Origin of the sequence: Pseudomonas sp. HMSC067G02, assembly GCF_001813485.1 — a bacterium.
Taxonomy (GTDB): domain Bacteria; phylum Pseudomonadota; class Gammaproteobacteria; order Pseudomonadales; family Pseudomonadaceae; genus Pseudomonas; species Pseudomonas aeruginosa.
The window spans coordinates 206363-229374 of sequence record NZ_KV812729.1 but is presented as its reverse complement, the minus strand read 5'-3'; the positions used below and the strand labels follow the sequence as shown (position 1 = coordinate 229374).

At 67.0% G+C, this 23012-nt stretch carries 24 protein-coding genes; 9 read left to right on the top strand and 15 right to left on the bottom strand.

From position 1 onward, the window contains the following. From HMPREF2914_RS29895 to bioB, 8 genes are all read right to left on the bottom strand, one after another. Window positions 1-1039: acyl-CoA dehydrogenase family protein (locus HMPREF2914_RS29895; RefSeq protein ID WP_177344139.1), on the bottom strand; the 1039-nt coding region annotated here is incomplete at its 3' end. A gap of 212 nt (window positions 1040-1251) precedes the next feature. Then, window positions 1252-3057 (bottom strand): phenylacyl-CoA dehydrogenase, encoded by a 1806-nt coding sequence (locus HMPREF2914_RS29890; protein ID WP_003084842.1) that lies wholly within the window; start codon window positions 3055-3057, stop codon window positions 1252-1254. 340 nt (window positions 3058-3397) lie between these two features. Next, window positions 3398-3628: a hypothetical protein gene (locus HMPREF2914_RS29885; RefSeq protein WP_023092338.1), complete on the bottom strand. Its 231-nt coding sequence runs from the start codon at window positions 3626-3628 to the stop codon at window positions 3398-3400. 108 nt (window positions 3629-3736) lie between these two features. Continuing rightward, window positions 3737-4423 (bottom strand): dethiobiotin synthase, encoded by a 687-nt coding sequence (gene bioD / locus HMPREF2914_RS29880; RefSeq protein WP_023092337.1) that lies wholly within the window; start codon window positions 4421-4423, stop codon window positions 3737-3739. Window positions 4424-4426: 3 nt separating this feature from the next. After that, window positions 4427-5251 (bottom strand): malonyl-ACP O-methyltransferase BioC, encoded by an 825-nt coding sequence (gene bioC / locus HMPREF2914_RS29875; protein WP_003084830.1) that lies wholly within the window; start codon window positions 5249-5251, stop codon window positions 4427-4429. Beyond that, window positions 5244-5966: an alpha/beta fold hydrolase gene (locus HMPREF2914_RS29870; RefSeq protein WP_003084828.1), complete on the bottom strand. Its 723-nt coding sequence runs from the start codon at window positions 5964-5966 to the stop codon at window positions 5244-5246. Before HMPREF2914_RS29870 ends, bioC begins: the two co-directional genes overlap by 8 nt. Beyond that, window positions 5959-7164 (bottom strand): 8-amino-7-oxononanoate synthase, encoded by a 1206-nt coding sequence (gene bioF, locus HMPREF2914_RS29865; protein WP_003084826.1) that lies wholly within the window; start codon window positions 7162-7164, stop codon window positions 5959-5961. Before bioF ends, HMPREF2914_RS29870 begins: the two co-directional genes overlap by 8 nt. Window positions 7165-7269: 105 nt before the next feature. Then, window positions 7270-8328, bottom strand: a complete 1059-nt coding sequence (gene bioB / locus HMPREF2914_RS29860) for a biotin synthase BioB (RefSeq protein WP_003103330.1) — start codon at window positions 8326-8328, stop codon at window positions 7270-7272. A 349-nt stretch (window positions 8329-8677) separates the two neighbouring features. Here bioB and HMPREF2914_RS33055 point away from each other — a divergent pair, with 349 nt between their 5' ends. Next, window positions 8678-8887 (top strand): fimbrial protein, encoded by a 210-nt coding sequence (locus HMPREF2914_RS33055; protein WP_023092336.1) that lies wholly within the window; start codon window positions 8678-8680, stop codon window positions 8885-8887. Between the two features lie 43 nt (window positions 8888-8930). Here the strand turns inward: HMPREF2914_RS33055 and HMPREF2914_RS29850 are convergent, their stop codons facing one another. The 5 genes from HMPREF2914_RS29850 to HMPREF2914_RS29830 all read right to left on the bottom strand — a co-directional run bounded on the left by HMPREF2914_RS29850 (window position 8931) and on the right by HMPREF2914_RS29830 (window position 13248). Beyond that, window positions 8931-9908, bottom strand: a complete 978-nt coding sequence (locus tag HMPREF2914_RS29850) for a 5-oxoprolinase subunit C family protein (protein WP_003084819.1) — start codon at window positions 9906-9908, stop codon at window positions 8931-8933. Continuing rightward, window positions 9898-10776: a 5-oxoprolinase subunit B family protein gene (locus HMPREF2914_RS29845; protein WP_023092335.1), complete on the bottom strand. Its 879-nt coding sequence runs from the start codon at window positions 10774-10776 to the stop codon at window positions 9898-9900. The genes HMPREF2914_RS29850 and HMPREF2914_RS29845 overlap by 11 nt, the downstream gene beginning before the upstream one ends. Window position 10777: 1 nt before the next feature. Beyond that, window positions 10778-12154 carry an acetyl-CoA carboxylase biotin carboxylase subunit gene (locus HMPREF2914_RS29840; protein WP_023092334.1) on the bottom strand — a complete coding sequence of 459 codons (1377 nt, stop codon included), beginning with the start codon at window positions 12152-12154 and terminating at the stop codon, window positions 10778-10780. A gap of 10 nt (window positions 12155-12164) precedes the next feature. Next, entirely contained in the window at window positions 12165-12413 is a 249-nt protein-coding gene (locus tag HMPREF2914_RS29835; protein WP_003084813.1) for an acetyl-CoA carboxylase, read from the bottom strand. Window positions 12414-12489: 76 nt separating this feature from the next. Then, window positions 12490-13248 carry a 5-oxoprolinase subunit PxpA gene (locus HMPREF2914_RS29830; RefSeq protein WP_003111232.1) on the bottom strand — a complete coding sequence of 253 codons (759 nt, stop codon included), beginning with the start codon at window positions 13246-13248 and terminating at the stop codon, window positions 12490-12492. A gap of 117 nt (window positions 13249-13365) precedes the next feature. Between HMPREF2914_RS29830 and HMPREF2914_RS29825 the strand changes: the two genes are divergently transcribed. The 7 genes from HMPREF2914_RS29825 to rarD all read left to right on the top strand — a co-directional run bounded on the left by HMPREF2914_RS29825 (window position 13366) and on the right by rarD (window position 18832). Next, window positions 13366-14292 carry a LysR family transcriptional regulator gene (locus tag HMPREF2914_RS29825; protein ID WP_003118849.1) on the top strand — a complete coding sequence of 309 codons (927 nt, stop codon included), beginning with the start codon at window positions 13366-13368 and terminating at the stop codon, window positions 14290-14292. Window positions 14293-14345: 53 nt separating this feature from the next. Next, a complete protein-coding gene (locus tag HMPREF2914_RS29820) occupies window positions 14346-14639 on the top strand; it encodes a hypothetical protein (RefSeq protein ID WP_003084806.1) in 294 nt (97 codons plus the stop codon). Window positions 14640-14777: 138 nt separating this feature from the next. Beyond that, window positions 14778-15503, top strand: coding sequence for a ComF family protein (locus HMPREF2914_RS29815; protein WP_023092333.1), 726 nt, complete (start codon window positions 14778-14780; stop codon window positions 15501-15503). Between the two features lie 41 nt (window positions 15504-15544). After that, window positions 15545-15871: a YfiM family lipoprotein gene (locus tag HMPREF2914_RS29810; RefSeq protein WP_023092332.1), complete on the top strand. Its 327-nt coding sequence runs from the start codon at window positions 15545-15547 to the stop codon at window positions 15869-15871. Between the two features lie 67 nt (window positions 15872-15938). After that, a complete protein-coding gene (locus HMPREF2914_RS29805; protein WP_003084796.1) occupies window positions 15939-16697 on the top strand; it encodes a TOBE domain-containing protein in 759 nt (252 codons plus the stop codon). A gap of 61 nt (window positions 16698-16758) precedes the next feature. Further along, window positions 16759-17733, top strand: coding sequence for a serine/threonine protein kinase (locus HMPREF2914_RS29800; RefSeq protein WP_003084794.1), 975 nt, complete (start codon window positions 16759-16761; stop codon window positions 17731-17733). Window positions 17734-17935: 202 nt separating this feature from the next. Further along, the gene (gene rarD / locus HMPREF2914_RS29795; protein ID WP_003103301.1) at window positions 17936-18832 is read left to right on the top strand and encodes an EamA family transporter RarD; all 897 of its coding nucleotides are present in this window, start codon (window positions 17936-17938) and stop codon (window positions 18830-18832) included. 689 nt (window positions 18833-19521) lie between these two features. Here rarD and HMPREF2914_RS29790 read toward each other — a convergent pair. Further along, window positions 19522-20037: a glycine cleavage system transcriptional repressor gene (locus tag HMPREF2914_RS29790; RefSeq protein ID WP_003084789.1), complete on the bottom strand. Its 516-nt coding sequence runs from the start codon at window positions 20035-20037 to the stop codon at window positions 19522-19524. Window positions 20038-20068: 31 nt separating this feature from the next. Further along, the gene (locus tag HMPREF2914_RS29785) at window positions 20069-20512 is read right to left on the bottom strand and encodes a GNAT family N-acetyltransferase (RefSeq protein WP_003084786.1); all 444 of its coding nucleotides are present in this window, start codon (window positions 20510-20512) and stop codon (window positions 20069-20071) included. Between the two features lie 306 nt (window positions 20513-20818). Between HMPREF2914_RS29785 and HMPREF2914_RS29780 the strand changes: the two genes are divergently transcribed. Next, window positions 20819-22996 carry a malate synthase G gene (locus HMPREF2914_RS29780; RefSeq protein ID WP_003111109.1) on the top strand — a complete coding sequence of 726 codons (2178 nt, stop codon included), beginning with the start codon at window positions 20819-20821 and terminating at the stop codon, window positions 22994-22996. Window positions 22997-23012: the final 16 nt, after the last annotated feature.

Below are 23012 nucleotides of genomic sequence, written 5' to 3'. Positions count from 1 at the left end.
GCCGTACGTCGGGGTGCACGATGATCGGGTCGGCCGGCTTGTCCGGCGCCTTCGGCCCCGTCAGCGAGCGCATCTGCAAGCGCTCCCGGGCGTAGCGCACGGCGCCCTGGTAGCTGGTCTCGCCAAGGCACAGGCCCTGCATGCCGGTGCCCAGGCGGGCGTGGTTCATCATGGTGAACATGCAGTGCAGGCCCTTGTTCGGCTCGCCGATCAGGTAGCCGGTGGCGCCGTCGAAGTTCATCACGCAGGTGGCCGAGGCCTTGATCCCCATCTTGTGCTCGATGGAGCCACAGGAAACCGCGTTGCGCACGCCTGCCTCGCCGGCGGCGTCGGGGAGGAACTTCGGCACGATGAACAGCGAGATACCCTTGGTCCCGGCCGGCGCATCGGGCAACTTGGCCAGCACCAGGTGGACGATGTTCTCGCTCAGGTCGTGCTCGCCGGCGGAGATGAAGATCTTCGTCCCGCTGATCGCATGGCTGCCGTCGGCGTTCGGCACCGCGCGGGTCTTGATGATGCCCAGGTCGGTGCCGCAGTGCGGCTCGGTCAGGCACATGGTGCCGGTCCAGGTGCCGGCGGTCATCCGCGCCAGGTAGAGGTCCTTCTGCGCCTGGCTGCCGTGGGCGTGGATCGCCGACATGGCGCCGCGGGTCAGGCCCGGGTACATGCCCCAGGAGACGTTGCTGGAGCCGATCATCTCGCTGAGCAGCAGACCCAGCGAGTGCGGCAGGCCCTGGCCGCCGTACGCGGGATCGCTGGCGACACCGTTCCAGCCACCCTCGACGTACTGTGCATAGGCTTCCTTGAAGCCCTTGGGCGTGGTCACCACGCCGTTGTCGAAGTGGCAGCCCTCTTCGTCGCCGGAGCGGTTCAGCGGCGCCAGCACCTGTTCGCAGAATTTCGACCCTTCATCGAGGATCGCCGCCACCATGTCCGGGGTCGCGTCGCTGGCGCCGAGCGCCTGGTAGCGCCCATGGAAGTCGAATACCTCATCGATCAGGAAGCGCATGTCGCGCAGCGGAGCCTTGTATTCCGGCATCTCTGTTCTCCTCGGCAGGGGCGCCCCACAGGCGCGAATCCCTCGAAGCTACTGCGCCGGGCGGGCGCCTACAATCACGCTGCGGACGCTGAATGCAACGCCATAACCCCGAGGTCGGAAGGCCAGGATGCAGCGGATCGCAGGCATGAAAAAGCCCGCCGAATGGCGGGCTCTTTCTCACCTGGGGAACGGGCCGCCAGCGGCCCGTGCCATCAGTAACCGAGGGCGAAATCTTCCTCGGCCATCTCCATCAGGTTGTTGGCGCCGGACAGCATGGCGGCGACGTGGGCGCGGGTACGCGGCAGGATGCGCTGGAAGTAGAAGCGCGCGGTCTGCAGCTTGGCCTTGTAGAAGGCTTCCTCGCCGGTGCCGGCGGCCAGCTTCTCGGCGGCCAGGCGCGCCATGTCGGCCCAGAAGTAGGCCAGGCAGGCGTAGCCGGAGTACATCAGGTAGTCCACCGAAGCGGCGCCGACTTCCTCGCGATCCTTCATGGCGGCCATGCCGACCTTCATGGTCAGGTCGCCCCACTCCTTGTTCAGCTGTGCCAGCGGAGCGACGAATTCCTTGACGGCTTCGTTGGCTTCGTTGGCCTGGCAGAACTTGTGCACGATCTTGGTGAAGCCCTTCAGCGCCTCGCCCTGGGTCATCAGCACCTTGCGGCCCAGCAGGTCGAGGGCCTGAACGCCGGTGGTGCCTTCGTACAGCATCGAGATGCGGCTGTCGCGGACGTTCTGCTCCATGCCGTGCTCGGCGATGAAACCGTGGCCGCCGAAGATCTGCACGCCGTGGTTGGCGGATTCGAAGCCGACTTCGGTCATGAACGCCTTGGCGATCGGCGTGAGGAAGGCCAGCATCGAGTCGGCGGCTTTCTTCTGCTCTTCGTCCTGGCTGCGCTGGACGATATCGACCTGCTTGGCGGCGAAGTACAGCATCGCGCGGTTGCCTTCGGCGAAGGCCTTCATGGTCAGCAGCATGCGGCGCACGTCAGGATGCACGATGATCGGGTCGGCGGGCTTCTCGGGCGCCTTCGGACCGGTCAGCGAGCGCATCTGCAGACGCTCGCGAGCATAGGCGATGCCGCCCTGGAAACCGACTTCGGCGTGGGCCAGGCCTTGCAGCGCGGTACCCAGGCGAGCGGTGTTCATGAAGGTGAACATGCAGTTCAGGCCCTTGTTCGGCGGGCCGATCAGGAAGCCGGTGGCGGCGTCGAAGTTCATCACGCAGGTGGCGTTGCCGTGGATGCCCATCTTGTGCTCGATGGAGCCGCAGGAAACCGCGTTGCGCTCGCCGGCGTTACCTTCGGCGTTGGGCAGGAACTTCGGCACGATGAACAGCGAGATGCCCTTGGTGCCCTGCGGGGCGTCGGGCAGGCGGGCCAGGACGATATGGACGATGTTGTCGGCCATGTCGTGCTCGCCGGCGGAGATGAAGATCTTGGTGCCGGTGACCTTGTAGCTGCCGTCGGCCTGCGGCTCGGCCTTGGTGCGCAGCATGCCCAGGTCGGTGCCGCAGTGCGGCTCGGTCAGGCACATGGTGCCGGTCCACTCGCCGGAGACCAGCTTGGTCAGGTAGGTCGCCTGCTGCTCGGCGGTGCCGTGGGCATGCAGGGTGTTCATGGCGCCGTGGGACAGGCCCGGGTACATGCCCCAGGACCAGTTGGCCTGGCCGACCATCTCGCTGATGGCCAGGCCGAGGGATTCCGGCAGCCCCTGGCCGCCGTGCTCGACGTCATGGGCCAGGCTCGGCCAGCCGCCTTCGACGAACTGCTGGTAGGCCTCCTTGAAGCCGGTCGGGGTCTTCACGCCGTCGGCGCTCCAGGTGCAGCCTTCCAGGTCGCCGACGCGGTTCAGCGGAGCGATCACCTGTTCGCAGAACTTCGCACCTTCCTCGAGGATGGCGTTGACCATGTCGGGAGTCGCGTCTTCGGCGCCCGGCAGGCTCTGGTAGTGCGCTTCGTAGCCCAGCAGCTCGTCGCGAACGAAACGGATATCACGCAAGGGGGCCTTGTAATCAGGCATAGCAGTCAACCTCTACGAAGGGTTCTGGTTAATCGGCGACCGGACGGATGTCCAGAGTCTGCGGTCGCAGTGCGGGATCGCTCCCGGTCGCCTTGCCGGACGCACTCATGCGTCCCGACTCTCAAACAGGCGTTTGAAACATACGTTTACGCCAATCCCTTGTCAAGCATCCGAACCGACCGCTCGGTCATGCCCGAAATCACTGGCTGCAACGACCATCCAAAGCGCTTTCGTCTCTCTCAGTAAAGCCCATGGCGAAGCGCCCGGCAGGCTTCAGGGGCCGCCGGGTGACAGTCGGAAAAGAAAGAGTCGGGGGCGACCGCTGCCGGCCGCCAGGGAGTCAGGCGTGGGTGTCGATCAGGGTGCCGAGGGTCTCGTCGGCTACCTCGATGACCCGGGCGCCGCTCTGCGCCTCGAGCTTGCCGCGGATCAGCTCGACCATCTGCTCGGCCTGGGGCGAACGGGCCTCCACGGTGTTGCGGGCGATCTCGCTGCCGGCCTGGGCGACGCGGGCGCTACCCGACTGCACCGCATTGAGGCCACTGACGAAAGCGTTGCCGGAAATTTCCACCGTCTACTCCTGGGGACGCGCACGCGCCGCTACGATAGCAAGTGGCTTCTATTCAAGCAGACTTGGCCGGCGCTGGGTACCGCCCGTTGGTTATGGACGGCCCGCTGTTTATAGCCCGATGCCCAGGGGCCGCAGGTCGAGGTGCGCGGCCACGGCCGCGGGAGTGGCTTCCTCCAGGCGCGGTACCCGGCCCAGGCAGGGCGCCGGCAGGCGCTCGGCGAGGGTCGCCAGGTTCTCCTCCAGGCGCGAGGTAGCCGGGTCGACCAGGTTGGCCACCCAGCCGGCCAGCGCCAGGCCGTCGCCCAGGATCGCCTCGGCGCTGAGCAGCGCATGGTTGATACAGCCCAGGCGCACGCCGACCACCAGCACCACCGGCAGCGCCAGCAGGCGCGCCAGGTCGGAGAGGTTCTCGCGACCCTGCAACGGCACGCGCCAACCGCCGGCGCCCTCCACCAGGGTGAGATCGGCCTGTAGCGCCAGCACCTCGCGCACCGCCTCGTGCAAGCGTGCGGCGCTCAGTTCGACGCCGGCCTCGCGCGCCGCCAGGTGCGGGGCGATGGCCGGCGCGAAGGCCAGCGGGTTGACCTGCTCGTAGGCCAGCGCCAGCGAACACTGGCCGAGCAACGCCAGCGCGTCGCCATTGCGCAGGCCTTGCGCCGTGGGCTCGCAGCCGGAGGCCACCGGCTTCGCCGCGGCGGTGCTCAGGCCGGCACGCCGGGCCGCGTGGAGCAGGCCGGCGGCGATGGTGGTCTTGCCGATCTCGGTGTCGGTACCGGTGACGAAGAACGCCGGCATGGTTCAGGAATCCTTGCGCAGCACGCCGAAGACGACGCGGTAGGTAGCGGGCAGCCCCTCGGGCTGGCGGAAACGCTCGTAGGCGGCGACCAGCGCGCGGATGCGCTGGCGCCCGGTCAGGCCGTCGGGCCGCCCGGGGTTGAGGTTGTGCGCGCCCAGCGCCTTGAGTTCGTGGGTCAGGCTGCGCAGGTCGGGGAAATGCAGGACCCGGTCCTCGTGGCGCAGGGTCAGCGGCAGCAGACCGCTGCCGGCCGCGTGTTGCAGGTAGTCGGCGAAGGCGCGGAAGCGATTGACGTGGACGAAGCCGTCCACCACCCGCCAACTGTCGCGCAACTCGCCCAGGGTACCGACGCACAGGCTGCTGAACGCCAGCACGCCGCCCGGCCGCAGGACCCGCCGCGCCTCGGCCAGGACCGCCGGGAGGTCGGCGCACCACTGGATGGCCAGGCTGGAGAACAGCAGGTCGCAACTGCCGTCGCGCAACGGCAGCCTCTCGGCGTCGCCGCCGATGAAATGGCTGGCGCCGCCGCGCGCGCGGGCATGCCGCAGCATGCCTTCGGCGATGTCCACAGCCAGGCCCTCGGCCGCGCCAAAGCGGCGTTCCAGGGCCCGGCTGAAATGACCGGTGCCGCAGCCGAGATCGACCCAGCGGCGCGGCGAGAAGCCTTCCGGCAATGCCGACAGCAGGCTCTCGCCGACGCCGCGCTGGAGTTCGGCCACCGCGTCGTAGCTGGCCGCCGCGCGGGAAAACGACGCGGCGACCCGGCGCTTGTCGGGCAGCGCGGCAACGCCATGGGGCGCCAGCAGCGGCGCGGAATCGTCAGGCATCGTCACCCTCGCGAAGGAATCTCAGGATTGCGCTGGCCACCTCGTCCGGGCATTCCAGCGGCAGGCCGTGGCTGGCCGCCAGGGTCGAGACCTCGACGTCCGGCAGCCACTCGAGCAGGGCCTCGGCGGCGGCCACCGGCACCAGCGCATCGGCTTCGGCGAACAGATGCAATTGCGGCCCGCGGAAGTTTTCCAGGGCGGCCCGGGTATCCAGTTGGCCGAGCAACTGCAGGCCGGCGACCAGCGCCTCGCGCTCCAGCTGCGGCAGCGCCACCTGCAGTTGCCGCGCCAGGGTCCGAGGGTCGCGCGCACCCTGGCTGACCAGCAGGGTGAAACGCTTGCGGGTCAGGTGCGGTTCGAGCAGGAAAGCCTCGAAGAAGTCCTCGAAGGTTTCCGCCGGCATCGCGTTCGGCCAGTCCTCGCGCACACGGAAGCACGGATTGCTGGCCAGGGTCAGCAGGCCCCGGCAATCGTCGCCGCGGCGCGCCGCCAGTTCGCCGGCGAGCATGCCACCCAGCGACCAGCCGGCCAGCCAGCTATCGCGCGGCAGGTTGTCGTCGAGTTCGTCGAGCCAGTCGGCGGCATCGTCCAGCGACGGCAGCGGCTCGATCAACACGTTCAGGTGCGGCTCGCGCTCGTGCAGCGCGTCGCGCAGCGGTTCCAGCGGTGCGCTGCCCAGGCCCCAGCCCGGCAACAGGATCAGGTGGTCACGCATCGTCTCCCTCCTCGGCTTCGATCTCTGCCAGAAGGCTAGACGACAGCTGTCGCCAGCTTTCGCCGAGGGCTTCGAGCAAGCGGTCGACCTGCGCTTCGCTGTGCGCGGCGGACAGCGTGACGCGCAGCCGCGCGCTGTTGGCCGGCACGGTTGGCGGGCGGATCGCGCCGACCATGATGCCGCGGGCTCGAAGCATGCCGGCCAGGGCCACGGCCTGGCGGCTGCCGCCGACCAGGATCGGCTGGATCGGCGTGAAGCTGTCCATCAGGGTCAGGCCAAGCGCCTCGGCGCCATGGCGGAAACGGGCGATCAACGCCGCCAGGTGTTGCCGCCGCCAGCTTTCGCGGCGCAGCAGCTCCAGGCTCTTCAGGGTGGCGCAGGCCACCGCTGGCGGCTGGCTGGTGGTGTAGATGTAGGGCCGGGCGTACTGAATCAGGGTCTCGATCAGTTCCTCGCTGCCGGCTACGAAGGCGCCAGCGGTACCGAAACCCTTGCCGAGAGTGCCGATCAGCACCGGCACCTGCTCCTGGCCGAGGCCGAAGTGTTCGACGATCCCGCCGCCGCTGGCGCCCAGCGGGCCGAAGCCATGCGCGTCGTCGACCATCAGCCAGGCGCCGCGGGCCTGCGCCACGGCGGCCAGGGCCGGCAGGTCGGCGAGATTGCCGTCCATGCTGAAGACCCCATCGGTGACCACCAGGGTATTGCCCTCGGCCTTGTCCAGGCGCGCGGCGAGGCTTGCCGGGTCGTTGTGCAGGTAGCGCGAGAAACGCGCGCCGGAGAGCAATCCGGCATCCAGCAGCGAAGCGTGGTTGAGGCGGTCCTCCAGCACCGTGTCGCCCTTGCCGACCAGCGCGGTCACCGCGCCAAGGTTGGCCATGTAGCCGGTGGAGAACAGCAGCGCGCGCGGCCGCCCGGTGAATTCGGCGAGGGCCAGCTCCAGTTCGTGGTGCGGACCGCTGTGGCCGACCACCAGGTGCGAGGCGCCGCCGCCCACGCCCCAGCGCTCGGCGCCGGCGCGTAACGCGGCGATCACTTCGGGATGATTGGCCAGGCCGAGGTAGTCGTTGGAACAGAAGGCCAGCAGCGGCTGGCCGTCGACCACGACGTCCGGACCCTGGGCCGACTCCAGCAGCGGCCGCTGGCGGTAGAGGTCTTCCGCGCGCCGGCTGGCGAGGCGGGAAGCGAGATCGAAGGACATGGCAGGTCGCTCGTGTTGCTGGACGGACGCAGGCGCACCCGTCCACGCAGGGCCGACATCAGCGGCTGCAACGAAGGGACGGCGGCGCCCTCCCTTCCAGTATGGTCAGGCGGAAGCGGCGTTATAGAACAGCTTCGATTCGCGTTGTTCCACCAACGCCTGCTCGATGGCGGCCTGGTGCACTTCGTCGGCGTGCTCTTCGCGCTCTTCCGGCTTGATGCCGAGACGGGCGAACAACTGCATGTCCTTTTCGGCCTGCGGGTTCTTCGTGGTCAGCAGCTTTTCGCCGTAGAAGATCGAGTTGGCCCCGGCCATGAAGGCCAGCGCCTGCATCTGCTCGTTCATCTGCTCGCGGCCGGCGGACAGGCGCACGTGGGACTTCGGCATCATGATCCGGGCCACCGCCAGGGTGCGGATGAAGTCGAAGGGATCGACGTCCTTCTCTTCCGCCAGGGGCGTGCCCTTGACCTTCACCAGCATGTTGATCGGCACCGACTCCGGGTGCTCCGGCAGGTTCGCCAACTGGATCAGCAGGCCGGCGCGGTCGTCCACCGACTCGCCCATGCCGAGGATGCCGCCGGAGCAGATCTTCATCCCCGCCTCGCGCACGTAGGCCAGGGTCTGCAGGCGCTCGCTGTAGGTGCGGGTGGTGATGATGTTGCCGTAGAACTCCGGCGAGGTATCCAGGTTGTGGTTGTAGTAGTCGAGGCCGGCATCGGCCAGCGCCTGGGTCTGTTCCTGGGTCAGGCGGCCGAGGGTCATGCAGGTCTCCAGGCCGAGCTTCTTCACGCCCTTGACCATCTCCAGGACGTAGGGCATGTCCTTGGCCGACGGGTGCTTCCAGGCAGCGCCCATGCAGAAGCGAGTCGAACCGATGGCCTTGGCCTCGGCCGCCGCCTCGAGGACCTTCTGCACCTCCATCAGCTTCTCCTTGTCCAGGCCGGTGTTGTAGTGGCCGGACTGCGGGCAGTACTTGCAGTCCTCGGGACAGGCGCCGGTCTTGATCGACAGCAGCGTCGAGACCTGTACGCGGTTCGGGTCGAAGTGCGCGCGATGCACCGTCTGCGCCTGGAACAGCAGGTCGTTGAACGGCTGCTCGAACAGGGCACGGACTTCGGCGAGGGACCAGTCGTGACGGGTGGCGACGGAAGCGGTTGCACTCATGGGGAAGATTCCTTCGACGCTTGCATGGCGCCTTTTGTCGGGGAGCCCCGGCACGCCGGGGTCAGGCTTAAGGGGCATCATAAGTGGCTCTAGGACGCTGTCAACCCAGACCAGGACACAGGTATACACCTGATCAATATTTGATCATTTCATCGGCGATCGTCGCCCCTGAGCATTTCACCCAAGACACTCGACTTCGGCCTACTTCAAGCGCTTCAAGCCGCCACCAACCAGACCATCAAGGAAAAGCCCTTCCAGATCACTGCAAGCAAGAACTGCAATAGCGCCTATGGCCTGGGAGCCCTTCTGAGACCCGTGAATTCTTCCAGCACCGTAGGCGACCACGTTGGTGCCGGGAGACAACAAGTCCGTAGGCATCACCGTGCTCAGGCAAGAAGACCGTCGCATCGTCCCCTTCAACAAAGAATTCCAATTGGTGGAACACAGCAAAGACCAGGTCGTGGTGAAGAACTTCCTGGCCCAACTGAAATGGATGACCAACGCACCTACGTTGGGTCGATTCAATGCCACCACTGCGATAGATATCTACTACAAGTGAGCGGGAGGCCGCTTCGCAGACGGAAGCGGCCGGTATCGACGACTCAGCGCAGGAAGAAGTGCTGGAGTCGTTGCACTTGCCAGTTGTAACGGCGACGCGCCTCGAGACCTTCCTCCAGGCTGACGGCGACGAAACGCGCCTTCTGGTTCGGTTGCATCTGCGCCAGCCGGTTCAGGTCGGGGCTGATCACCGTGCCCAGCGTGGCATATCCCCCACCGGATACCGCATCACGATGCAGGACGATGGGTTCGAGCCCGCCCGGTACCTGGATCGAGCCGATGGGATAGCAGGCGTCGACGATGTTGGACGGGTCCGAGCCTGCGCCGAATGGCTGTTCGCGCGGCTCGAACCGGAGCGCCGTGCCGCCCTTGAAGCGGTAGCCGGTGCGGTCCGCCTCCGAGCCGACGGTCCAGGTCTCGGCGAAGAAACGCTCGACCGCGTCGGGGGTCAGGCGATGAACGTAGAGCCCGGGAACCACCCGCAAGCTCACCTCGCCACCGACCTCCACCTGCAACGAACGCGGCAGCGCCAAGCCCTCCACGGCAGAGGGCGAGGCAGGCCCCAGGGGCAGCAGGTCGCCCTCCGCCAGTCGCCGTCCCTGCAAGCCACCGATCGCCCCCAGACCGTAGGTCGAACGGCTGCCCAGCACCTCGGGTACCGCGATGCCGCCGTCGATGGCGAGATAGCCACGGGCGCCGGCACGGATGAAGTCGAACCCCAGGACCTGGCCGGCGCGAACCCGGAAGGAAGTATCCAGCGGCATCTCCGCGCCCTCCAGGCGAGGCGTCATGCGCGCCCCGCACACGGCCACCAGGGCGTCGCGCTGGAACTCCAGCTGCGGACCCAGCAGCGCGCACTCCAGCACGGCGGCGGTCGGTGCGTTGCCCACCAGCAGGTTGGCCGCGCGCAGGGCGTACTGGTCGAGCGCGCCGGACGGCGGGATACCCAGGTGATAGTGGCCTTCGCGGCCGGCGTCCTGCACCGAGGTGGCGAGGCCGGGCTTGAGCACCTTAATCGACATACAGCACCTCCTGCAGACGTTGCGTGCAGCCTCGCGGATCGGCGAGGAACGCGTCGAGATCGAAACTCACCGGACGGATGCGCAGGTCGAATGTGCCCGCTTCGACTTCGGCCGCCATGCGTTCGTATTCGGTCCGCTCGATGGGGCGGAACTGGACGATGTCGCCAGCGCGGAAGAACACCATCGATTCCTCGAGATAGGGCAAGCCCTGGCGGGGATCGAAGATCGGCGCCGGAGTCACGCCGAACATCTGGTAGCCGCCGGCACCGCGCACCGAATAGATGCAGCCGAAGCAACCGCCGTGGCCGAGGGTCAGCTTCGGCGTGTCGATGCGCGGACGCAGGTACTTGGGCACCTGCAACTGCCGCTCGCGCTCGACCATCTGGTACATGAACGGCAGGCCGGCGACGAAACCGACCATCGAGACGAACCACGGCGTGCCGCTGTGCGCCTGGATGAACGCCTGCACGTCGGCGTAGCCGTTGATCCGCGCGGCGTACTCGAGGTCGGTGGAGTCCGGGTCCTGGTGACGGTCGCGGAAGCGCATCAGGGTCTCGTGGGTCCAGGGATCGTTGTACAACACCGGCACTTCGACGATACGCGTCTCGATGCTGCGCGCGGCGACCGCCTCGGTTTCCAGGCCGCGCACGGTCTCCAGCAGCGCCTCCGGGGCCAGCCGGTCGGGGTCGAAGCGGACCTGGAACGAGGCGTTGGCCAGGCACACGTCGAGCACCCCGGGCAATTGCAGGGCCTCGATCGCGCGGGTGATCGCCATGCCGCGAAAGAAGGCTTCCAGCGACATGGCTTCGGCGACCTCGGCGAACAGGTGCTCGTCGCCGCCGAAGCTGTAGCGGATGTTGGCGTGCATCTCAAACCTCCTGCGCGGCTGCGGTCCGCTCGGCGAGCCAGGTTTCCAGGGTAGCGGTATCGAACTGCGCGGCCTGTACCCGCGCATCGACGAGCAGCCAGCGGTGCAGCGGCAGGGTAGTGGCCATGCCGGCCAGCACGGTGCGCTCCAGCGCCTGGCGCGCGCGGGCGAACGCTTCGTCGCGGTCGCGACCATGGACGATCAGCTTGGCCAGCAACGAATCGTAGTACGGCGGCACCCGGTAGCCGGGATACAGGTGGCTGTCCACTCGCACGCCCTCGCCCTGCGGCCATTCCAGGCGCTCCACGGTGCCGGGGCTGGGGAAGAAATTGCGCGCCGGGTCTTCGGCGTTGATCCGCATCTCCAGCGCCGCGCCGTTCAGGCGAATGTCCTCCTGGCGCCAGGGCAGCGCCTCGCCGGCGGCGATGCGCAGCATGGCCTGGACCAGGTCGATGCCGGTGACCATCTCGCTGACCGGATGCTCGACCTGGATACGGGTGTTCATCTCGATGAAGAAGAACTCGCCGCTGTGCGCGTCGAACAGGTATTCCAGGGTGCCCGCGCCACGATAGCCGAGACTCTGCGCCAGGCGCACCGCGCTCTCGCAGAGGGCCTGGCGCTGCGCGCCGTCCAGCGCCGCCGAAGGTGCCTCCTCGAAGACCTTCTGGCGCCGCCGCTGCAGCGAGCATTCGCGTTCGAACAGATGCACCGCGCGCTCGCCATCGCCGAGGATCTGCACTTCGATGTGCCGCGCCTGGCGGATGAAGCGCTCCAGGTACACCGCCGGCGAACCGAAGGCGGCCTGCGCCTCGCGCTGGGCGATGGGGAATTCCCGACGCAGTTCGTCGGCGTCGTGGGCGATACGGATGCCACGCCCGCCGCCGCCAGCGGAGGCCTTGACCAGCAGCGGATAGCCGACCTCTTCGGCGCAGGCCAGCGCCGCGTCGAGGTCGTCCAGCTCGCCGGGCGAGCCCGGCACCACCGGCACCCCGGCGGCCATCGCGGTACGCCGCGCCTCGGCCTTGTCGCCCATGCGGCGGATGGTCTGCGCATCCGGACCGACGAAGACCAGTCCGGCCGCCTGCACCGCTTCGGCGAAGGCAGGGTTCTCGGAGAGGAAACCGTAGCCGGGATGGATCGAGTCGGCACCGGTTTCCCGCGCCGCCATGAGAATCGCCTCGATATCCAGGTAGCTCCGCTCGGCCCGCGCAGGGCCGATCAGACGTACCTCATCGGCCAGCCGCGCGGCCAGCGAATCGCGATCCGCCTCGCTGCACACCGCTACCGTGGGAATGCCCAGTGCCTGCGCGGCGCGGATGATGCGCACGGCGATCTCGCCGCGATTGGCCACCAGCAGCTTGTTCAGTCGCTTGTGCATGGCGTCCTCCTCAGGTAGCGCTGGCGATCACCGCCAGCACCTGTCCCGGCTCGATGGCCTCGCCATCTTCCACGTGGAACGCCTGGAGTATGCCGGCCTGCCCGGCCTGCACTTCGGAAAACTGCTTCATCACCTCGATCAGCCCGATCACGCTGCCGGCCTCGACCGCCTGCCCGACCTCCGCGTAGGGTGGCGCGTCGGGGCTGGCCTTGCGATAGAAGGTGCCGGGCAAGGGGGACTGCACGTTATGTTCGGCCATGACGAATCCTCATTATTCGAACGTTGTAGGAAATGGCAGAAAAGCTTGTCGCGAGGCTCGCCGAGGCGAGCGGCGCTCAACGCGGCGCCTTGATGCGGATGCCGGCGCCTTCCAGGCGCGCGCGGGTGCTGGCGACCAGCTCCAGGGCGCCGGGGGTGTCGCTGTGGATGCACACCGAGTCGAAGGCGATGTCGAGGTCCTCGCCCTCGACGGTGCGCACCTTGCCCTCGCGGCAGGCGCGCAGGACCTTGTCGGCGACCTGTTGCGGATCGAGGGCGGCGACCCGCCGGGTGAAGACGATGGAGCCGCTACGGTCGTAGTCGCGGTCGGCGTAGAACTCGCGCACCAGCGGCTGGCCCAGTTCCCGACCGATGCGCCAGGTGGCCGAACCGGGCATGCAATAGAGCAGCAGTTCCGGTTCCAGGCGTTGCAGGGTCTCGACGAACAGGCGCGCGGCGGCCTCGTCGCGCGCCAGGTGCATGTAGAGCGCGCCGTGGGGCTTGACGTGTTGCAGCGACAGGCCCTGCAGCCGGGCGAATTCGCGCAGGGCGCCAAGCTGGTAGAGCATGTCGTTGACCAGCTCGATGGCCGGCGCGGCGATGTGCCGGCGACCGAAGCCGACCAGGTCGCGGAAGCCCGGATGGGCGCCGATGGCCACGCCATGCTCGGCGGCCATCTCCACGGTGCGGCGCATGCTGCTCGGGTCGCCGGCATGGAAACCGGTGGCGATGTTGGCGCTGCTGATCAGCGGCATGATCGCCGCATCCACGCCATCGCCGATGGTCCATGGGCCGAAGCCTTCGCCCATGTCGGAATTGAGGTCGACTTCAGTCATTGCCGGCTGGCCTCATCTGTCTTGTTGTTGGATGGAGCCACGGTAAAAGCCGGGAAAGGTATTGGGTAGATTTATTATTCGATAGACTGGTTTCTGAAAAACAGATACCTCTTCCGGATGCTGCCCATGGCCCTGACCCTCCGCCAGGTTCGCTACTTCATCGCCACCGCCGAGTTCGGCCAGATATCCCAGGCCGCCATCCACCTGAACATCTCGCAGTCGGCGGTGACCAGCGCGATCCAGGAACTGGAGGGCATGCTCGGCGTCGCCCTGTTCACCCGCACGGCCCAGGGCATGAACCTGACCGACAGCGGCCGGCACTTCCTCAACCACGCCTATTCGATCCAGCGCAGCGTCGACGACGCGCTCAACAGCCCGCAACCGGACACCCGGGTCGAAGGCACCCTGAAGGTCGCCGCCAGCTATACCGTGATGGGCTATTTCCTCCCCCACCACCTGCAACGCCTGGCGCAGTGGTACCCGGAACTGGAGCTGCAACTGTTCGAGGACGAGCGCGCCAGCATCGAGCGCGGCCTCCTCGACGGTCGCTACGACATCGCCGTGCTGCTCACCGGCAATCTCACCGAGCCCGGGATCGCCGCCGAAACCCTGTTCAACTCCGAGCGCCGGTTGTGGCTGCCCAGCCGCCATCCGCTGGGCGAGAAGGCCGACCTGGGCCTGGCCGACGTGGCCGGCGAGCCCTACATCATGCTCACCGTCGACGAGGCCGGGCAGAGCGCGCTGCGCTACTGGCAACAGAGCGGCCACCGGCCGCAGGTGATCCTCCATACCAGTTCGGTGGAAGCGGTGCGCAGCATGGTCGCCAACGGCTCCGGCGTGGCCATCCTCTCCGATCTGGTGTACCGGCCCTGGTCGCTGGAAGGCAAACGCATCGAGACGCTATCGCTGGTCGACCCGGTGCCGTCGATGAGCGTCGGCCTGGCCTGGCGCCGCGACACCGAAGCGAGCGCCGGGATGCGCGCGTTCCGCGAATACTTCCGCCAGTCGTTCCTCGCTCCGCAGCAAAGCAGCAGCCGGCGCTGAACCCGGCGGCTAATCTCTGATCCAACGCTGGGAACACTCAGGACAGGACACTCATGGGTACAGAAGGCTTTTTCGACGGACTGGGCGAGATGCTGGGCAGGGCGATCCGCTTCGTGGTGGACCTGCTCTCCGGCCTGCTGGGCGGCATCTGGGGCGCCATGGACGACTTCCTCCACGGCCTGGCCAGGGCCATCGGCATGGACGCATCGCTGTTCAGCTTCGTCTTCCTGGTGCTCGGCCTGTTGCTGCTCTACAGCGGCATACGCGCCTTCATGCGCCGCTCGATAGTCGGCGGGGTGATCTGGACGGTGCTCGGCCTGATCGTCATGAGCTGGCTCATCCACTGATCCACGCGTCGGCCGTTTCCGCAAGGAGCGAAGGAAGGTTTCGGTTATCCACAGGCGAGTTCCGAACCCGCTGGCAACGGCTGGTCGGCGGCGCGCGCCTGCGGTTGCATGGTGCGACATCCGCCAGGAAGTCCCGCCATGTCGTTCCCGCTTCGTCCTCTCACGCGCTGGCTTTTGCCGCCGCCGGCCTGCCTGCTCTGCGCCGCCCGCAGCGACCAGCCGCCCCGCCCGCTGTGCCGCGCCTGTGCCGCCGACCTGCCCTGGTCGCGCCAGCAGTGCCGGCGCTGCGCCCTGCCCCTGCCGCTGGACGGCCAGGTGTGCGGCGAGTGCCTGCGCCGCCCGCCGGCCTATGAACAGGCGATCGCGCCCTGGCGCTACGCCTTTCCGCTCGACAGCCTGATCAACCGCTTCAAGCACCAGGCGGCCTGGCCGCTGGGGCGGCTGCTCGGCGAGTTGCTGGCGGAACACCTGCGGCAACGCTACGCCGAAGGCCTGCCGCGCCCGGCACGCCTGCTGCCGGTCCCGCTGGCGCCACGGCGCGAACGTCGTCGCGGCTTCAACCAGGCGCAACAGCTCGCCGAGCGACTGGCCGGCGAGCTGGACCTGCGCTGCGATCCGTACAGCCTGCGGCGAGTGCTGGATACTCCGGCCCAGCAGGGCCTGGACGCGACGGTGCGGCGGCGCAACCTGCGCCACGCCTTCGCCCTGGCGCCCGCCAGCGATGTTCGCGGGCTGCACCTGGCACTGGTGGACGACGTGCTCACCACCGGGGCCACCGCCGAGTGCCTTTCCCGTCTGTTGCGCCGGGCGGGCGCCGCGCGGGTCGACGTCTACTGCCTGGCGCGCACGCCGAAGCCCGGCTGAGCTGGGCTAAACTGCCGCGCAACCGATACGGGAGAGGATCCATGCGCGCACTGCTACTGCTGGTCGCGGCCTGCCTGTTGCTCGGCGGTTGCAGCCACTTCGCCGAAGACGACTGGCTGGGCGAAGACAAGGCCCTGCATTTCGCCAGTTCCGCGGCCCTTACCGCGGCGGGCATGCAGATGGCCCACGACCGCGGCCTGCACGGTGCTCGCCAGGCACGCTTCGGCCTGAGCTTCTCGCTCGCCTTCGGCGTCGGCAAGGAACTCTACGACAGCCGTTCCGCCGGCAGCGGCTGGAGCTGGAAGGACCTCGCCTGGGACCTGGCCGGCGCCGCCGCCGGCTACGGTCTCTACCAGGCCGCCGAGTGACGCCCTTGCGTTTTGCCCATGGCTGTTGGAGCCTTCGCCGTATACGTCCGCTCATAGCGAAGCCTCCATGTCCGCACTCTCCACTCTCGCCCAGCACGTCACCCGTCGCCCGCAACGCATCGCCCTGCTCGCGCAGATCGCCGAACTGGGCTCCATCACCCGTGCGGCGAAGGCCGTGGGCATCAGCTACAAGGGCGCCTGGGACGCCATCGACGAACTGAACAACCTGGCCGAGCGTCCGCTGGTCGAGCGTAGCGTCGGCGGCAAGGGCGGCGGCGGCGCCCGGCTGACCGCCGAGGGCGAACGCCTGCTGGCTCTCTACCGGCGCCTGGAAGCCTTGCAAGCGCAGGTGTTGCAGGCCGCGGAAGACGCCGAGGACCTCAACCTGATCGGCCGCCTGATGCTCCGCACCAGCGCACGCAACCAATTGCACGGGCGGGTCCTGTCGATCCATGGCGAAGGCTTCCACGACCGCATCGCCATCGAGCTGCCAGGCCAGCAACGCATCGAGGCGCTGATCACCCGCGCCAGCACCGAGCAACTCGAACTCGGTCGCGGCCGCCCGGTACTGGCGCTGATCAAGGCCGGCTGGCTGGACGTCGGGCTGGAACCGCGCGAGGACCAGCCGAACCAGTTGCACGGCACCCTGGAGGAAATCCTCGCGGCCAAGGCCGGTCCCAGCGAGGTGCGCATCGCCCTGGGCAGCGGTCTTACCCTCTGCGCGCTGTTGTCCGGCGAACGCCTGGCCAGCCTGGGGCTGAAGAAGGGTCAGAAGGTGATCGCCTCCTTCGATCCGGCCCAGGTCCTGCTCGGCACGCCGCTGTGAACCTGCCGGCCCGCGCCGGCTTGCGTACACTAGGGGTCTTTCGAGCCTTGGATGCCCCGTCATGTCCCATCCCTTCGACCAACTGACCCCCGACCTCGTCCTGGATGCCGTGGAAAGCCTCGGCTATCTCAGCGACGCACGGGTGCTGGCGCTCAACAGCTACGAAAACCGCGTGTACCAGGTCGGCATCGAGGACGGCGAGCCGCTGATCGCCAAGTTCTACCGACCGGACCGCTGGAGCGACGCGGCGATCCGCGAGGAGCACGCCTTCTCCGCCGAGCTGGCGGAATGCGAGGTGCCGGTGGTGGCGCCGCTGTCGCGCGACGGCGAAAGCCTGTTCGCATTCTCCGGCTTCCGCTTCGCCCTGTTCCCCCGGCGCGGCGGGCGCGCGCCCGAGCCGGGCAATCTCGACCAGCTCTACCGCCTCGGCCAGTTGCTCGGCCGCCTGCACGCGGTCGGCGCCACGCGGCCGTTCGAGCACCGCGAGGCGCTCGCTGTGGATAACTTCGGCCACGCCTCGCTGGCCACCCTGCTGGAAGGCAATTTCATCCCCAGGAGCCTGCTGCCGGCCTACGAGTCGGTCGCCCGCGACCTGCTGAAACGCCTCGACGCCCTGTTCGCCGAGGTGCCCTACCAGCCGATCCGCCTGCACGGCGACTGCCATCCAGGCAACCTGCTGTGCCGCGACGAGGTCTACCACATGGTCGATCTCGACGACTGCCGCATGGGCCCGGCCCTCCAGGACCTGTGGATGATGCTCGCCGGCGAGCGCCACGAACGCCTGGCGCAGATTGCCGAACTGGTCGACGGCTACAACGAGTTCCACGACTTCGACCCGCGCCAGCTACCGCTGCTCGAAGGCCTGCGCAGCCTCCGCCTGATGCACTACAGCGCCTGGCTCGCGCGGCGCTGGGACGACCCGGCGTTCCCGCCGAGCTTCCCCTGGTTCGGCAGCGAACGTTACTGGGGCGAGCAGGTGCTGGTGCTGCGCGAACAACTGGCGGCGCTGGACGAGGAACCGCTGCGGCTGTTCTGAGCCTCCTGCGGACGGGACGAATGGCGCGCGGCGCTATCCGTCCCGCCGCGGGGCAGGCGAGGGAACGGCAAGTGTGCCGGTGCTTTTCCGCGGGAACTGTGCGCAGACAACCCCGTCACCCCCCTACTAGAATTCACAGGTCATCCGCTCGTGCATGCCGTGCACGGCCATTCTTACCTGCCTGACGTTTCAAGGATTCTCCATGGCGACCGCCAACCTCCGTCGGGGCTATGTCCTCGGCCTGACGGCTTATGTGATCTGGGGATTGTTCCCGCTCTACTTCAAACTGCTCGAACGCATTCCCGCGGTGGAAATCATCGTCCAGCGCGCGGTCTGGTCGGCCCTGTTCGGCGCCGTCCTGCTGCTGTTCTGGAAGCACCCGGGCTGGTGGCGCGAGCTGCGCCAGAATCCGCAGCGCTTCGTCGTGCTGGCCGCCAGCGGACTGCTGATCGCCAGCAACTGGATGACCTATGTCTGGGCGGTGAACAACGGCCACATGCTGGAAGCCAGCCTGGGCTACTACATCAATCCGCTGATCAACGTGATGCTCGGCATGTTGCTGCTCAAGGAACGCCTGCGTCCCCTGCAATGGCTGGCGGTGGCCCTGGCTTCGCTGGGCGTGGCGCAGCAGGTCTGGCAACTCGGCAGCCTGCCCTGGGTGTCGCTGGTGCTGGCCCTGACCTTCGGCTTCTACGGCCTGATCCGCAAAAAGGCGCCGGTCGCCGCGCTGCCCGGACTGGTGGTGGAAACCTGGCTGCTGCTGCCGCTGGCGCTGGTCTGGTTGCTGTTTTTCGCCGACGGGCCGACCAGCGAAACGGCTTTCTGGAGCACCCCGGAAGCCCTGTGGGTGGTCGCCGCGGGCCCGGTGACGCTGGTTCCGCTGGTCTGCTTCAACGCTGCGGCAAGGCACCTGCCCTACGCCACCCTGGGCTTCCTGCAATACCTGGCGCCGACGCTGGTCCTGCTACAGGCGATCCTGCTGTTCGGCGAGCATCTGGACTCCAGCCGCCTGACCGCCTTCGCTTTCATCTGGCTCGCCCTGGCCGTCTACAGCTTCGACGCCTGGCGCAGCCTGCGCCGCCTTCCCCAGCCGGGCTGACGTTATCCCCAGGCTTGCGGAACTCCGCAAGCCTGGCGAAAAAACACGCACTCCTTCCTATCTCCCGCCAATACTGACGCTCAGCGATCCACCCCAGGCTTTTCCACAGGTTCATGCACGTACTTTGTGCATAGACCTGCCTTCTCCTCCCCGCAGGCGCGTGGATAACTCGTCGGAAGAAGCCCTGCAAAGCGCCTGATCAGTCTTTGAGCACACCGCTGCATGCCAGTATTAACAAGGGTTACAACGATATACACAAGGCTTATCCATAAATCTGCCCAAGGCTTTTGTGAGCAACTGTGGATGAACCGGAAAAGCCATCGATCAAAAAACGTACTGACACCTGGAGTACCGATGGATAAAGGCCTGCATGGATTCTTCCCCGGCTTACCCACAGACTGCTCCACGTTATTTGTGCACAGGGGCAACGATAGCGGCGAAGGTTAATCCACAAGCAAAAGCGCAAGAGAGGCTGCTCAGAAAACGATCAAACCCTTGTATTGCCCATGGATGAAGGCCTGCAAGGTTATCCACACAGAATACCCACAGGCTGGTCCACCTGGTTTGGGAATAACCGCAACGCAGCTGGTCAAAAAACGCGCTACGACCTCCAAGCCTAGCGGCGCCTGGGCTTCAGGGTTTCACCCAAGGCTTTTCCACAGGCCCGTCCCCGGCTTTCCTGAACAACTTCAGGACGCGTCCAGCACCAATTCCACCATCAGGTCGTCGGCCAGGTCTTCCAGTCGCTCGCGCAGGGTGTCCAGCGACAGGGTCAGCGGCACCGCCAGCAGCGCATCGGCATGGAACAGCGGTTCGCTGCTCATCGGCGCCGGGCGCACTTCGGTGGACAGGCTCTCCAGGTTCACCCCGTGCTCGGCCAGCAGCCGGGTGATGTCACGCACGATACCGGGGCGGTCGTTGCCCACCAGGTCGAGGTGGATAGGCTTCCAGTTGCATACCGGCTCGATCCCGCTTTCCGCCAGGAGCACGCGAATGCCGTGACTGGACAGGCCCTGTAGCCCTTCCACCAGTTCGTCGTAGCCCTCCGCCGGCACGGCCACCCGCAGTATCCCGGCGAACTGCCCGGCCATCCGCGACATGCGGCTTTCCAGCCAGTTGCCGCCGTGGGAGGCGATGCATTGGGCGATGCGCTCGACCAGGCCGGGATGGTCGGTGGCGATCACGGTCAGGACCAGGTGATCCATGAGCTTGCCTCCTGCTGGGACGAATGGGAGTTCAGAGCTGCAGCCAGTAAGTGTAGAACTGTTCGTCACGGACATAGCCGAGGCGCTCGTAGAGCGACTGCCCGGCGTGGTTGGTCTTCGCCGTCTCCAGTTGCAGGCCGCAGGCGCCCATGCTTTCGGCGAAACCCCGGGCCTGGTTCATCAGGGCCTCGCCGACGCCCTGGCGGCGCGCCTCCGGACGGACGTAGAGATCGCTGAGCAGCCACGAAGGTCGTAGCGCAAGGGAGGCGAACAGCGGATAGAGTTGGACGAAGCCCAGCGCCCGCGCCTCGGCATCCCTGGCCAGGAACAGGGTCGAATCGCCCTGGCGCAGGCGCTCGGCGAGGAATGCGCGGACCTGCTCTTCCGGCGCCGGCACTTCGTAGAAGTCGAGGTAGGCGGAAAACAGCGGAACCAGGTCGGCGAGATCGGCGAGGGATGCGGCATGGACGGGCATGGCGAGGCTCCTGGGGCGATTCCGGGAGTATAGGCAAGGCGCTCGCAGCGCAGTGAAACATCCTGCGACGCCGCGCCGCAGTTGGGCTCACGATAAATCGTGTACTGTTTTTAGATTTATCTGGAACAAAGTACAGTTTTTTTGCGAACATTGAGCCTGGCCAACGTGACCGTGAAGCGTCATCCAGTCGTAACGCGACGCGTAACCACTGATTTTTCCCGCGGCATCATGTAGTATGCCGCGGCTCGGACTACAAGGCCGTGCGGCCCGGGTCCAGAGCTGGTCTAGAGCAGAGTGAGGCAAACAATGACTGAACGCGTTCAAGTCGGTGGCCTGCAGGTCGCCAAAGTCCTGTTCGACTTCGTGAACAACGAAGCCATCCCCGGAACCGGCGTCTCTGCCGACACGTTCTGGACCGGTGCGGAGGCCGTGATCAACGACCTGGCGCCGAAGAATAAAGCCCTGCTCGCCAAGCGCGACGAACTCCAGGCCAAGATCGACGGCTGGCACCAGGCTCGCGCCGGCCAGGCCCACGACGCCGCTGCCTACAAGGCCTTCCTCGAGGAAATCGGCTACCTGCTGCCCGAGGCGGAAGACTTCCAGGCCGGCACCCAGAACGTCGACGACGAGATCGCCCGCATGGCCGGCCCGCAGTTGGTGGTGCCGGTGATGAATGCGCGCTTCGCCCTGAACGCCTCCAACGCCCGCTGGGGCTCGCTGTACGACGCGCTCTACGGCACCGACGTGATCAGCGAAGAAGGCGGCGCCGAGAAAGGCAAGGGCTACAACAAGGTTCGCGGCGACAAGGTCATCGCCTTCGCTCGCGCCTTCCTCGACGAGGCCGCGCCGCTGGAGTCCGGCTCCCATGTCGACGCCACTTCCTACAGCGTGAAGAACGGCGCGCTGGTCGTCGCGCTGAAGAACGGCAGCGAAACCGCCCTGAAGAACGCTGGCCAGTTCCTTGCCTTCCAGGGCGACGCCGCCAAGCCGCAAGCGGTACTGCTCAAGCACAACGGCCTGCACTTCGAAATCCAGATCGACCCGAGCAGCCCGGTCGGCCAGACCGATGCCGCAGGCGTGAAGGACGTGCTGATGGAAGCCGCCCTCACCACCATCATGGACTGCGAGGACTCGGTCGCCGCGGTCGACGCCGACGACAAGGTAGTGATCTACCGCAACTGGCTGGGCCTGATGAAAGGCGACCTGGCCGAGGAAGTCAGCAAGGGCGGCAGCACCTTCACCCGCACCATGAACCCGGACCGCGTCTACACCAGGGCCGACGGTTCCGAACTGACCCTGCACGGCCGCTCGCTGCTGTTCGTGCGCAACGTCGGCCACCTGATGACCAACGATGCGATCCTCGACAAGGACGGCAACGAAGTGCCGGAAGGCATCCAGGACGGTCTGTTCACCAGCCTGATCGCCATTCATGACCTGAACGGCAACACCAGCCGCAAGAACAGCCGCACCGGCAGCGTGTATATCGTCAAGCCGAAGATGCACGGTCCGGAAGAAGCCGCCTTCACCAACGAGCTGTTCGGCCGCGTCGAGGACGTCCTCGGCCTGCCGCGCAACACCCTGAAGGTCGGCATCATGGACGAGGAGCGCCGCACCACCGTGAACCTGAAGGCCTGCATCAAGGCGGCCAAGGATCGCGTGGTGTTCATCAACACCGGCTTCCTCGACCGCACCGGCGACGAGATCCACACCTCCATGGAAGCCGGCGCCGTGGTGCGCAAGGGCGCCATGAAGTCGGAGAAGTGGATCGGCGCCTACGAGAACAACAACGTCGACGTCGGCCTGGCCACCGGCCTGCAAGGCAAGGCGCAGATCGGCAAGGGCATGTGGGCCATGCCCGACCTGATGGCCGCCATGCTCGAGCAGAAGATCGGCCATCCGCTGGCCGGCGCCAACACCGCCTGGGTCCCGTCGCCGACCGCCGCGACCCTGCACGCCCTGCATTACCACAAGGTCGACGTGTTCGCCCGCCAGGCCGAGCTGGCCAAGCGCACCCCGGCCTCGGTGGACGACATCCTGACCATTCCGCTGGCGCCGAACACCAACTGGACCGCGGAAGAGATCAAGAACGAGGTGGACAACAACGCCCAGGGCATCCTCGGCTATGTCGTCCGCTGGATCGACCAGGGCGTCGGCTGCTCCAAGGTGCCGGACATCAACGACGTCGGTCTGATGGAAGACCGCGCCACCCTGCGCATCTCCAGCCAGCTGCTGGCCAACTGGCTGCGTCACGGCGTGATCAGCCAGGAGCAGGTGGTCGAGAGCCTCAAGCGCATGGCCGTGGTGGTCGACCGGCAGAACGCCAGCGACCCGTCCTACCGGCCGATGGCGCCGAACTTCGACGACAACGTCGCGTTCCAGGCCGCCCTGGAGCTGGTGGTGGAAGGCACCCGGCAGCCGAACGGCTATACCGAGCCGGTCCTGCATCGCCGCCGCCGTGAGTTCAAGGCGAAGAACGGGCTGTAGGCCGTTCGCCGCAGCG

Excerpts from the sequence above, each read along its gene's own strand:
- HMPREF2914_RS29835 (WP_003084813.1), bottom strand. The coding sequence starts at position 12,413 with ATGGCCGAACATAACGTGCAGTCCCCCTTGCCCGGCACCTTCTATCGC.
- bioD (WP_023092337.1), bottom strand. The coding sequence starts at position 4,423 with ATGCCGGCGTTCTTCGTCACCGGTACCGACACCGAGATCGGCAAGACC.
- HMPREF2914_RS29825 (WP_003118849.1), top strand. The coding sequence starts at position 13,366 with ATGCTGCCCATGGCCCTGACCCTCCGCCAGGTTCGCTACTTCATCGCC.
- HMPREF2914_RS29820 (WP_003084806.1), top strand. The coding sequence starts at position 14,346 with ATGGGTACAGAAGGCTTTTTCGACGGACTGGGCGAGATGCTGGGCAGG.
- HMPREF2914_RS29830 (WP_003111232.1), bottom strand. The coding sequence starts at position 13,248 with ATGACTGAAGTCGACCTCAATTCCGACATGGGCGAAGGCTTCGGCCCA.
- HMPREF2914_RS29810 (WP_023092332.1), top strand. The coding sequence starts at position 15,545 with ATGCGCGCACTGCTACTGCTGGTCGCGGCCTGCCTGTTGCTCGGCGGT.
- HMPREF2914_RS29845 (WP_023092335.1), bottom strand. The coding sequence starts at position 10,776 with ATGCACGCCAACATCCGCTACAGCTTCGGCGGCGACGAGCACCTGTTC.
- rarD (WP_003103301.1), top strand. The coding sequence starts at position 17,936 with ATGGCGACCGCCAACCTCCGTCGGGGCTATGTCCTCGGCCTGACGGCT.
- HMPREF2914_RS29805 (WP_003084796.1), top strand. The coding sequence starts at position 15,939 with ATGTCCGCACTCTCCACTCTCGCCCAGCACGTCACCCGTCGCCCGCAA.
- bioC (WP_003084830.1), bottom strand. The coding sequence starts at position 5,251 with ATGCCTGACGATTCCGCGCCGCTGCTGGCGCCCCATGGCGTTGCCGCG.
- HMPREF2914_RS29850 (WP_003084819.1), bottom strand. The coding sequence starts at position 9,908 with ATGTCGATTAAGGTGCTCAAGCCCGGCCTCGCCACCTCGGTGCAGGAC.
- HMPREF2914_RS29800 (WP_003084794.1), top strand. The coding sequence starts at position 16,759 with ATGTCCCATCCCTTCGACCAACTGACCCCCGACCTCGTCCTGGATGCC.
- bioF (WP_003084826.1), bottom strand. The coding sequence starts at position 7,164 with ATGTCCTTCGATCTCGCTTCCCGCCTCGCCAGCCGGCGCGCGGAAGAC.
- HMPREF2914_RS29790 (WP_003084789.1), bottom strand. The coding sequence starts at position 20,037 with ATGGATCACCTGGTCCTGACCGTGATCGCCACCGACCATCCCGGCCTG.
- HMPREF2914_RS29890 (WP_003084842.1), bottom strand. The coding sequence starts at position 3,057 with ATGCCTGATTACAAGGCCCCCTTGCGTGATATCCGTTTCGTTCGCGAC.
- HMPREF2914_RS29870 (WP_003084828.1), bottom strand. The coding sequence starts at position 5,966 with ATGCGTGACCACCTGATCCTGTTGCCGGGCTGGGGCCTGGGCAGCGCA.
- HMPREF2914_RS29840 (WP_023092334.1), bottom strand. The coding sequence starts at position 12,154 with ATGCACAAGCGACTGAACAAGCTGCTGGTGGCCAATCGCGGCGAGATC.
- bioB (WP_003103330.1), bottom strand. The coding sequence starts at position 8,328 with ATGAGTGCAACCGCTTCCGTCGCCACCCGTCACGACTGGTCCCTCGCC.
- HMPREF2914_RS29815 (WP_023092333.1), top strand. The coding sequence starts at position 14,778 with ATGTCGTTCCCGCTTCGTCCTCTCACGCGCTGGCTTTTGCCGCCGCCG.
- HMPREF2914_RS29785 (WP_003084786.1), bottom strand. The coding sequence starts at position 20,512 with ATGCCCGTCCATGCCGCATCCCTCGCCGATCTCGCCGACCTGGTTCCG.
- HMPREF2914_RS29780 (WP_003111109.1), top strand. The coding sequence starts at position 20,819 with ATGACTGAACGCGTTCAAGTCGGTGGCCTGCAGGTCGCCAAAGTCCTG.